The 8,609-nt window shown below is 57.8% G+C and carries 7 protein-coding genes; 3 read left to right on the top strand and 4 right to left on the bottom strand.

Features of this window, described 5'->3' with window-relative positions:
• From AAAB16_RS17695 to AAAB16_RS17710, 4 genes are all read right to left on the bottom strand, one after another.
• The coding region (locus AAAB16_RS17695; RefSeq protein WP_340664502.1) for an amino acid ABC transporter ATP-binding protein at positions 1-722 on the bottom strand (722 nt) is incomplete at its 3' end.
• Positions 723-732: 10 nt separating this feature from the next.
• A complete protein-coding gene (locus AAAB16_RS17700) occupies positions 733-1,830 on the bottom strand; it encodes an amino acid ABC transporter permease (RefSeq protein ID WP_340664503.1) in 1,098 nt (365 codons plus the stop codon).
• Positions 1,831-1,840: 10 nt separating this feature from the next.
• Positions 1,841-3,019: an amino acid ABC transporter permease gene (locus tag AAAB16_RS17705; RefSeq protein ID WP_340664504.1), complete on the bottom strand. Its 1,179-nt coding sequence runs from the start codon at positions 3,017-3,019 to the stop codon at positions 1,841-1,843.
• Positions 3,020-3,148: 129 nt separating this feature from the next.
• A complete protein-coding gene (locus tag AAAB16_RS17710) occupies positions 3,149-4,177 on the bottom strand; it encodes an amino acid ABC transporter substrate-binding protein (protein ID WP_122492822.1) in 1,029 nt (342 codons plus the stop codon).
• Between the two features lie 534 nt (positions 4,178-4,711).
• On the opposite strand from AAAB16_RS17710, the gene AAAB16_RS17715 reads away from it, so the two are divergent.
• The 3 genes from AAAB16_RS17715 (at position 4,712) to AAAB16_RS17725 (ending at position 8,570) form a co-directional block, all read left to right on the top strand.
• A complete protein-coding gene (locus tag AAAB16_RS17715) occupies positions 4,712-5,368 on the top strand; it encodes an alpha/beta fold hydrolase (RefSeq protein ID WP_340664505.1) in 657 nt (218 codons plus the stop codon).
• 27 nt (positions 5,369-5,395) lie between these two features.
• Positions 5,396-7,321 (top strand): acyl-CoA synthetase, encoded by a 1,926-nt coding sequence (locus AAAB16_RS17720; RefSeq protein WP_340664506.1) that lies wholly within the window; start codon positions 5,396-5,398, stop codon positions 7,319-7,321.
• A gap of 310 nt (positions 7,322-7,631) precedes the next feature.
• Positions 7,632-8,570 carry a GGDEF domain-containing protein gene (locus AAAB16_RS17725; RefSeq protein ID WP_340664507.1) on the top strand — a complete coding sequence of 313 codons (939 nt, stop codon included), beginning with the start codon at positions 7,632-7,634 and terminating at the stop codon, positions 8,568-8,570.
• The last annotated feature ends 39 nt before the right edge of the window (positions 8,571-8,609 follow it).

The raw sequence follows: 8,609 nt of genomic DNA on the forward strand, positions 1-8,609 counted from the left end.
TGCGGATTATCGAAGAAGTCGTTCGGCGCGGCTTGCTCGACGATTTCGCCCTTGTCCATAAAGATCACGCGATTGGCCACGGTGCGGGCGAAGCCCATTTCGTGGGTTACGCAGAGCATGGTCATGCCGTCTTCGGCCAGGCCGATCATGGTATCCAACACCTCTTTCACCATCTCGGGGTCGAGGGCGGAAGTGGGTTCGTCGAACAGCATGATTTTCGGCTTCATGCACAGCGCACGGGCAATCGCCACACGCTGTTGCTGACCACCGGAAAGCTGGCCCGGGTATTTATGCGCTTGTTCTGGAATGCGTACGCGCTCCAGATAGTGCATGGCAATTTCTTCGGCTTTGCGCTTGGGCATCTTGCGCACCCACATCGGCGCCAAGGTGCAGTTCTGCAAAATGGTCAGGTGTGGGAACAGGTTGAAGTGCTGGAACACCATGCCGACTTCACGGCGGATCGCTTCGATCTGCTTGAGGTCGTTGGTCAGTTCCACACCGTCAACGACGATGCGGCCCTGCTGGTGTTCTTCCAGGCGGTTCAGGCAACGAATGGTGGTCGATTTGCCCGAGCCCGAAGGCCCGCACAGCACGATGCGCTCGCCCTGTTTCACGTTCAGGTTGATGTCTTTGAGTACGTGAAACTGGCCGTACCATTTGTTCACGCCCTGCATTTGGATAATGCCTTCAGGGCTCACAGGCTGTTTGATCGCTTCGCTCATTATTCGACTCCTAACGCTTGTGGCCTGTGTCCAGCTTGCGCTCCAGGTGCATGGAGTAGCGGGACATACCGAAACAGAAAATCCAGAAAACCAGGGCCGCAAATACATAGCCCTCGGTGGCCATCCCCAACCACGTCGGGTCGGCGGCGGCTTGTTTGACGCTGTTAAGCAGGTCGAACAGGCCGATGATGATCACCAAGCTGGTGTCCTTGAACAGGGCGATAAAGGTGTTAACGATGCCGGGGATAACCATCTTCAGGGCTTGCGGCAGAATCACCAGGCCCATGCTGCGCCAGTAACCCAAGCCCATCGCCGAAGCGGCTTCGTATTGGCCCTTGGGAATGGCTTGCAGACCACCACGCACCACCTCGGCCACATAGGCCGACTGGAACAGGATTACACCGATCAGCGCCCGCAGCAGTTTGTCGAAGCTCATGCCCTCAGGCAGGAACAACGGCAACATGACCGACGACATAAACAGCACGGTGATCAACGGCACGCCGCGCCAGAATTCGATAAAGGTCACACTGACCACACGAATTGCCGGCAGGTTAGAACGCCGTCCCAACGCTAGCAAAATGCCCAGCGGCAACGCACCGGCAATACCGACGGTGGCGATTACCAGGGTCAGCATCAAGCCGCCCCATTTGCTGGTGGCAACGTTTTCCAGACCAAAGTAACCGCCGTGCAGCAGCCAGTAGGCCAGCAGCGGGTAGATGATCAGAAAGGCGATGCCGTAAGCGGCTTTACGCGGGAACTTGCTGATAAACAACGGCGCCACGCCAATGACCGCCAGCCATACCGTCACGTCTACGCGCCAGCGCAATTCGCTGGGGTAGAAGCCGTACATGAATTGGCCAAAACGCTGCTGAATAAACACCCAGCACGCGCCTTCTTTGGTGCAGTCAGCACGGGTGGTGCCGACCCAGTTAGCGTCAAAAATGGTCCAGTTCAGCAGCGGTGGAACGATCAACCAGATCAGGTACACAGCAAACAAGGTCAGCAGTGTATTGAGCCAGTTGGAGAACAGATTGGCCCGCATCCAGGCCACCACGCCAACGCTGCGGCTTGGTGGTGGCATGTCGGGTTTGAATGTATGAGTCGTCATGCGCCCTTCCTCACCGTTCGATCAGCGCGATGCGCTTGTTGTACCAGTTCATCAGCAGGGAAATGCTGATGCTGATGGCCAAGTACACGCTCATGGTGATGGCAATTACTTCAATGGCCTGCCCGGTCTGGTTAAGCACCGTACCGGCAAACAGCGACACCATATCCGGGTAACCGATACCGGCGGCCAGAGAGGAGTTTTTCGCCAGGTTGAGGTATTGGCTGGTCAGCGGCGGAATGATCACGCGCAGGGCTTGCGGGATGATCACTTTGCGCAGGGTCGGACCATTGCGCAGCCCCAACGAGTGGGCGGCTTCGGTCTGGCCATGGCTCACCGACTTGATGCCCGAACGCACAATTTCCGCGATAAACGCGGCGGTGTACGCAGTCAGGGCGATCGTCAGCGCCAGCAGCTCAGGGATCATTACCCAGCCACCCACAAAGTTGAAACCCTTCAGCTCAGGCGCCACCCAGTGCACGGGAGAACCGAACACCAGCACGCTGAGTGCAGGAATTACCACGATGATCGCCAGGCCCGCCCAGAACTTGTGGAAAGGCACACCGGTGGCTTCAAAGCGTTTGTTGGCCCAACGCACCATCAGTACCGTGCCGACAATCGCCAGTACCACGGCAATCACAAAGGCGGTAAAGCCGTCTGCTACGTTGCCTTGCGGCATGTATAGACCACGGTTGCTGAGGAAGAAACTGTCGGCAATATTCAAGCTGTTGCGCGGCCCCGGCAGCGGCAGCAGCACCGCGAAGTACCAGAACAGAATTTGCAGCAACGGCGGAATATTACGGAACGTCTCGATATAAACAGTGGCGAGCTTGCTGACCATCCAGTTGGTGGAAAGCCGCGCCACACCGAGGATAAAACCCAGCAGGGTGGCGAACACGATACCGATGGCCGACACCAGCAAGGTGTTGAGCAGACCGATAACGAACACCCGCGCATACGTGTCGGATTCGGTGTAATCGATCAGGTGCTGAGCGATACCAAAACCGGCGCTGTTCTGCAGGAAGCCGAAGCCTGAGGTGATGCCACGGTGTTGCAGGTTGGTTTGCGTGTTATCGAACAGAAACCAGCCCATTGAGACCACCGCCACAATGGTGATGATCTGAAATAGCCAGGCACGGATACGTGGGTCGCTTAGCGAAAAGCCCCGCGATGTGCCGATTTGATTTTGCATGGAGAGCCCCACAAACGTTGGAACAAAAAAATCGCCCGGAACCGTTTACCGGTTACGGTCAGGCCGTGTGAGGACAAGTCCCCACACGGCCTGAAGTAGCAAACTACCGGGCGACCGGGCTAGCAGCTATTAACGCACTGGTGGTGCGTACTGCAGGCCGCCTTTGTTCCAGAGTGCGTTCAGGCCGCGCTCGATTTTCAGCTCGCTGCCCGCACCGACGTTGCGGTCGAACACTTCGCCGTAGTTACCCACTTGCTTGATGATCTGCACTGCCCAGTCTTTCGGCAGTTTCAGGTCTTTGCCGTATTCGCCGTCAGCACCCAGCAGACGCAGAACGTCTGGGTTTTTGCTGCCTTTGGCTTCAGCTTCAACGTTTTTCGACGTCACGCCGGCTTCTTCAGCGTTGAGCATGGCAAACAGGGTCCACTTAACGATGCTGAACCACTCTTCGTCGCCTTTACGTACGACTGGGCCCAGAGGCTCTTTGGAAATAACTTCCGGCAGAACCACGTAGTCGTTTGGCTGAGCCAGTTTGATGCGCTGAGCGTAGAGCTGCGATTGGTCAGAGGTCAGCACGTCGCAACGGCTGGCTTCCAGCGACTTGGCGCTTTCGTCAGAGGTGTCGAAGGTGATGGGGGTGTATTTCAGACCGTTGGAGCGGAAGTAGTCGGACACGTTCAGCTCGGTAGTGGTACCGGCCTGGATGCAGATGGTCGCGCCGTCGAGTTCCTTGGCGCTGGAAACGCCGAGCTTCTTGTTAACCAGGAAGCCGATACCGTCGTAGTAAGTCACGCCGGTGAATACCAGGCCCATGCCCGCGTCGCGGGAGCTGGTCCAGGTGGTGTTACGCGACAGCATGTCAACTTCGCCAGACTGGATTGCGGTGAAGCGCTCCTTGGCAGTCAACGGGCTGTATTTAACTTTCGATGCATCGCCCAACACGGCAGCAGCAACACCGCGGCAGATATCAACGTCGATACCCTGGTAGTTACCCTTGGCATCTGGAACCGAGAAGCCCGGCAGACCATCACTTACACCGCACTGTACAAAGCCTTGTTTCTTGACTTTATCCAGAGTCGCGCCCGCTTGAGCGAAGCCGCTGGCGCCAAGAATGGTCGCTGCGGTCAGAATAGCCAGGGTGGATTTCACCATCTTCATTAAAACCTCCAGTTGCTGTTGTTGTGTTTGGAGTCTTGGCCCCACCGCCGTACCCTTTTGAGGCACGCTTAACCATCGTTAAACGGTTAATACGGGGTGCTGACCTGGGAGCGAGTCTAGTTGGCGATACTCCCACCGGCCAAAACTCACCCCCCGCTTATTCGTGACATTGGTTTGTTCGAATAGACGGGTTGGGGATAGTCCCGTTCGCTTAGTCACCTACCTGGCGACCCGTGGCGAATCTGTTGGGCGTCTCCCGTGGCTTATTTTTAGTAGCTTGTTTCCTGCGTAACGCGACTGCCTGTTTACCTTGCCTGAATAGAGCCTTGCAAACGGTGGAGTGTTACCCAATTTGGGGCACGCAATCGGTTAATTCAGTTATAGCAAAGCCCGTACCATACGCCCCGGAAAGGGGCGATTTAGGCTGGTCAAGAGCAAAACTTGCAGCCTTGCGACATGTTCTTAACGGATACACCAAACCCTTGATCAAGCGACGCCCCACAGCAGGGCGCACGCACCAGACTGGAGCCCAGCATGCACGAAAATCTGATACTAGAGCCCACACTTTCAGCCGATTCCTGCGTTATTTGGCTGCATGGCCTGGGTGCTGATCGTTTCGACTTCCTGCCCGTGGCCGAAGCCTTGCAGCAAACCCTCAGCGGCACACGCTTTATTTTGCCCCAGGCGCCCACTCAGCCAGTGACCATCAATGGCGGCTACGCCATGCCAAGCTGGTACGACATTCTGGCCATGAGCCCGGCCCGGGCGATTAACAGCGAGCAGTTGGAAGCCTCGGCACAACGGGTGATCGAACTGATTGAAGGCCAACGCGACAGCGGTATCGATCCGGCACGTATCTTCCTTGCCGGTTTCTCCCAAGGCGGCGCCGTGGTCTACCACGCCGCCTTTCTACGCTGGCAAGGGCCGCTGGGTGGCGTACTGGCGTTGTCCACCTACTCACCAACCCTAAGCCCCGACGTGGCGCTGGCGGATACAAAAAAACAACTGCCGGTTTACTGTTTGCATGGCACGTTTGACGACATTGTGCAGTTGGCCATGGGCCGTGCTGCGCATGACTGTTTGAAGGCCCAGGGCGTACCCGTAACCTGGCAGGAATACCCGATGAGCCATGAAGTGCTACCCCAGGAAATCCGTGATATCGGCACCTGGCTGGCAGCGCAACTGGGCTAACACCCGCGAATCAGAAAAGGTCAGCCGATGAGCCAAGCCGTTGTTCACCAACCCGCTCAAGTACCCGCCATTGCTTCGTTACGCGACACCCTGGCGATTGAACAAGTGGCCCTGCAGGACCGCGATATGCCGGCCAGCACCTATGAAGTGCTACAACGCAGTGCGGCGCGCAACCCCAATGCCACCGCGCTGACCTTTCTGCTCCACGGCAACAGCGAAGAACACCCGTACCGATTGAGCTATGGCGAGCTGTTCGCCAAGGTTACGCAAACCGCTAACGCCCTGCATCGCCTCGGCGTAAAGCCGGGCAAGGCGGTGTCGTTTCTGCTGCCGAACCTGCCGCACACGCATTTCACCCTATGGGGCGGCGAAGCGGCCGGGGTGGTTAATGCGATCAACCCATTGCTGGACAGCGAACATATCGCCGAGCTGATTCGCGCCTCCGACTCCGAGGTGCTGGTCACCCTGGCGCCCTTCCCCGGCACCGATCTGTGGGACAAAGTCGCCGGCCTGCGCGAGCACCTGCCGGAGCTCAAACATATCGTCACCGTCGACATGGCCAACTACCTGGAAGAACCACAACGCAGCGGCATAAAAGCCCAGCGTGGCGGCCTGCCTGCGGGCGTATTGGACTTCGACGAATTGATCGCCGCCTGCCCCGCCGACCACCTGGAAAGCGGCCGAGTTATTTCCCCCGACGATATCGCCTCGTACTTCCACACCGGCGGCACCACCGGCACGCCAAAACTGGCGCCACACACCCATCGCAATGAAGTGGCGATGGGCATGATTCTGGCCTTTGCCATCGACCTGCATGCCAGCGATGTCACGCTTTGCGGCCTGCCGCTGTTTCACGTAAATGGCGTGATGGTCACAGGCTTAGCGCCCTTCTATGTCGGCGCCGAAGTGCTGCTGGCTACGCCCCAGGGTTATCGCAGCCAGAGCTTGATTCAGAACTTCTGGAAAATTATCGAGCGCTACCGGGTCAGTTTTTTCAGCGGCGTGCCCACCATTTACGCCGGCCTGTTGCAGGTGCCCAGTGCTGGGCATGATCTGTCCAGCCTGCGTTATGCACTGTGCGGCGCGGCGCCGATGCCGGTAGAGCTGATCCGCCAATTCGAGAGCAAAACCGGGCTGAAACTAATCGAAGGTTACGGCCTTACCGAAGGCACCTGCGGCAGTTGCGGCAACCCGCCGGCGGGCGAAAGCCGCCCAGGCTCTATTGGTATTCGCATGCCGTACTGCGAGGTAAAAATCGCCGTGCTCGATGAGCAGGGCAACTACCTGCGCGACGCCGCCGAGAACGAGATCGGCAACCTGGTATTGCGCGGTATCACGGTGTTTAACGGCTACCTGCAAGCCGATAAAAACAAGGGTATTTGGGTCGATGGCGACTGGTTTAACACCGGCGACCTCGGCCGCATCGACGCCGATGGTTTTATCTGGCTGACCGGACGCAGCAAGGATCTGATCATTCGTGGCGGGCACAATATTGACCCGCAAATGATTGAAGAGGCGCTGCACAAGCACCCAGCCGTGGCCATGGCGGCGGCCGTGGGTAAACCCTGCTTGAAAGCCGGTGAACTGCCGGTGGTGTATGTACAACTGGTACCAGGCGCCTCGGTAAGCGCCGAAGAGTTGCTTGCCCATGCCGCCAGCCATATTCCCGAACGTGCCGCCATTCCCAAGGATGTATGGATCATCGACGCCATTCCGCTGACCGCAGTGGGCAAAACCTTTAAACCCACGCTGCGCTATGACGCCATCCGTCGGGTTTTCGAGGCCGACCTACGGCATATCGACCCCGCCGTACGGGTTGAAGTAAGCGCCCATGACAGCTACGGCCAGTTGGCACGTGTGTACTTGCAAGAGCTAGACGCGGCGCGCCATGCAGCCATTGAAGCCAGCCTCAGCGGCTACGCTGTGCGCTACCAGGTAGTGAGCAACGCCTGACGCTACCGACATAAATAGGGAACTGAAAACCGGGCGAATTACTCACAATTCTTGCCGGGCTGTGAACCGCTGAGCAGCAGATTGTTGCCTTGGCAGCTAAGGTTCACATGGGTCTATTGCAAGCATTCCAACTCGACGAAAGCCTTGGGCGGCCATGCGAACATGATGATCGCCAACGCCAACCAGAGCCTTCGCCAAGCGGTTGCAACAGGTTGGACCCCGTTCAGCGAAATCGGGTTTTCGCACTTACGAAAGGATGCGTCGCGATGCCATTCCCTATTGCCTATCTAAACGGAACGCTTCAATTGCGATGAAAGACGCGCAGTGGCAGGCCGACCTGCATTCCATTCATGACATGCGTCTGTTCCAGAATGTCGCCGCCCATAACCTGGGGCGACTGCTGGAGCAATTTCGTGCGTTTGAACTCGACCCCAACGAAGTGCTGCTGTCGCCGTTCGACCGCAACCAGCATTTGTATGTGTTGCTGGAGGGTGAACTCAAAGTATTCCTCGGCTCGCTGGACAACCCAGCGGTAAAAACCCTGCAACCGGGCGAGTGCGTGGGCGAAATCAGCTTTATCGACAACGACCACCCTTCTGCCTACGTGGTGGCGGCCAGCCGTTGCCTGGTGCTGCGCCTGCACCGCGAGTCGCTATTCAGCCTGTTTGCGCAATCGCCGGAGCTGATGCAGAACTTACTCACCCTGCTGTGCGACCGGGTGCGGCAGGGCAACCAGATCATTATCGACAGCGAGCAAAACGCCAACGTCGACACCCTCACCGGCGCCTTTAACCGGCGTTGGCTGGAACATATCTTCGAGCGGGAAAACACCCGCTGCGCCTTTAACGGCCAGCCGATGTGTTTATTGATGTTGGACGTTGACCACTTCAAGCCCTACAACGACAGCCATGGTCACCTGGCCGGCGATTACGCCTTGTGCCTGGTGGCGCATACCTTGCGCAACCAACTGCGGCCCAAAGACAGCCTGACCCGTTACGGCGGCGAAGAGTTTGTGATTTTGCTGCCGGAAATGAACGCCGACGAAGGCCGAGCTATTGGTGAGCGGCTGCGCGCGGCATTGGAACAAGTGACCTCGTTCTATTCGCCGGTCGGCGTACTGCCAGGGGTGACCATGTCGATTGGCCTGGCCGAGATGAAAGCCAACGATACGTTGCAATCGCTGATTGCTCGGGCTGACAGCGCGCTGTATCAGGCCAAACAGCAGGGGCGCAATTGCCTGTGTGGGTAGCGCATTGGTGCGCACAGCACACCCTACGAAGGCTTGTTG

Source organism: Pseudomonas sp. (assembly GCF_037994325.1).
GTDB lineage: Bacteria > Pseudomonadota > Gammaproteobacteria > Pseudomonadales > Pseudomonadaceae > Aquipseudomonas.

Bases quoted from the DNA above. Each gene is read 5' to 3' on its own strand.
- AAAB16_RS17700 (WP_340664503.1), bottom strand. From the start codon at position 1,830: ATGACGACTCATACATTCAAACCCGACATGCCACCACCAAGCCGCAGC.
- AAAB16_RS17725 (WP_340664507.1), top strand. From the start codon at position 7,632: ATGAAAGACGCGCAGTGGCAGGCCGACCTGCATTCCATTCATGACATG.
- AAAB16_RS17710 (WP_122492822.1), bottom strand. From the start codon at position 4,177: ATGAAGATGGTGAAATCCACCCTGGCTATTCTGACCGCAGCGACCATT.
- AAAB16_RS17705 (WP_340664504.1), bottom strand. From the start codon at position 3,019: ATGCAAAATCAAATCGGCACATCGCGGGGCTTTTCGCTAAGCGACCCA.
- AAAB16_RS17715 (WP_340664505.1), top strand. From the start codon at position 4,712: ATGCACGAAAATCTGATACTAGAGCCCACACTTTCAGCCGATTCCTGC.
- AAAB16_RS17720 (WP_340664506.1), top strand. From the start codon at position 5,396: ATGAGCCAAGCCGTTGTTCACCAACCCGCTCAAGTACCCGCCATTGCT.